The sequence below is a fragment of the Daeguia caeni genome (assembly GCF_042653845.1).
GTDB lineage: Bacteria > Pseudomonadota > Alphaproteobacteria > Rhizobiales > Rhizobiaceae > Brucella > Brucella caeni.
In genome coordinates, this window is sequence record NZ_JBHSEL010000018.1 from 1 (window position 1) to 1,532 (window position 1,532).

Consider the following 1,532-nt stretch of genomic DNA (forward strand, 5'->3'; position numbering starts at 1 on the left):
CTTAAATCAAACCCCAAACCGAGCCGGAAACTCCAATCTTCAAAAACACAAATAGTCTCAAATCATTCGACGACGGACATGTTTGAGACGTTCAGGCCTGGGCAGATATTATTGGCAGATCGTGCTTACGACAGCGGCAGCTTACACCAAAGCCGCAAAGAATGAGGAGCATGGGGCTGCATTCGCCCCATGCCAAATCGTGTGAATGTCCCAGCCTTCAGTCCATGGCTCTATAAACAGTGTAACACCGCCGAAAGGTGCTTCAACAAACTCAAACACTTCCGGGCATCGCAAACAGATACGACAAACGGGACGACAATTCCTTGCCTCTATCCAGCTTGCATCAATTCGTATTTGTCTGCGCGCTTATGCGGCGGTTACCTAGACCATCACATACCAAGACTAAATACCTAGAAACTGGTGCATGTCCATTCGCGCTTGGTCTCGACCGTACCATCCTCTCTGGTTGTGACGCGCTCCACGGAACGGCAATTATCCGGCTTGGCATTTTTTTTGTTTTCCTGCATACGCCGGAAATCGTCCTGTCGGCGTCGCCAATCCCTGAGTTCCTGCGCCTGACGATTGCGCTCCGCCTCCCGGCTTGCCGATGCAGTAGCCATGCATTCCGCCAATGCAGATGAGCCTGTCGGAAAGCCCAGGCTGAGGCAATAATCCCTGTCGCGCGCCATATCCATCGCACGCTGCTCTTCCGAACTGACACAGCCTGCAACCAGACCGCCCAGAACAAGTGTAAGCCCTGCAAGGCGCAAACCAGACCTGACCAACACAGTATCCCCCCCTCAATGCACCTGACGCAACAGATCGTCAGCAATACCCATGATAAATTTCCAATTTAAACAATCTGAAAATAAAATAAACAAGTTCAAAACGATAATTGCCAATATTACTACTTTTTGCTGCATTCGTCACGATCAACCCAAGGGACAGGCCATCGGCTGCCGCGCTGCTGCGGAATTTCCCGTGTTTTGCAATGCGTGGCAGTGTTTATTGTGTGTAACTATTGGACTGCGCTGGTTAAAATATGCTTTTGCAAATAGATCAGTGTTTCAGAGCCTGAATGCACAAGTCTTTTCTCAATTGCAGGTTGCCCCATGACTTTCTTCAAATATCTCATCAATATTTTTACCGGCACGTTGTTTTCATTATTGCGACATGAAAACAGGGAAGACCTTGAGAAAAAGGCGCAGGAAAATTTCGACGCGATCAAGCAGCTATCTGATTTTGTTAGCGTATTGATCCGTTTTGCCTTCATTGTTGCCGCTTCGTCCTTTCTTATGGACAAGGCGCTGGAAATTGGCGGGCTACGCGGCCTGGTGCTTGGCATCTGTGCAGTGTCAGCCTATGCAATCACCATCATCTTTGCCTTCCGGATCTTTCTCGTCATCTACCATTTCGAGCAGCGCGAGATTTACAACATCAAGAACAAATATAAGAGCCCGACTCAACATTTCATTTTTGCGATACGCCTCGTCATTCGCCTGATTGAGGAGATGAGCATCCAAGCTTGTGAC

At 48.6% G+C, this 1,532-nt stretch carries 3 protein-coding genes; 2 read left to right on the plus strand and 1 reads right to left on the minus strand.

What is annotated here, in order from left to right; translation table 11 throughout:
- Positions 1-410: 410 nt before the first annotated feature.
- Entirely contained in the window at positions 411-785 is a 375-nt protein-coding gene (locus ACFO1V_RS01705) for a hypothetical protein (RefSeq protein ID WP_374834775.1), read from the minus strand.
- A 52-nt stretch (positions 786-837) separates the two neighbouring features.
- Here ACFO1V_RS01705 and ACFO1V_RS01710 point away from each other — a divergent pair, with 52 nt between their 5' ends.
- A complete protein-coding gene (locus ACFO1V_RS01710; protein WP_374834773.1) occupies positions 838-1,116 on the plus strand; it encodes a hypothetical protein in 279 nt (92 codons plus the stop codon).
- Positions 1,113-1,532, plus strand: a 420-nt coding sequence (locus tag ACFO1V_RS01715; protein WP_380075038.1) for a hypothetical protein, incomplete at its 3' end; no start/stop codon positions are given. The genes ACFO1V_RS01710 and ACFO1V_RS01715, both read left to right, overlap by 4 nt.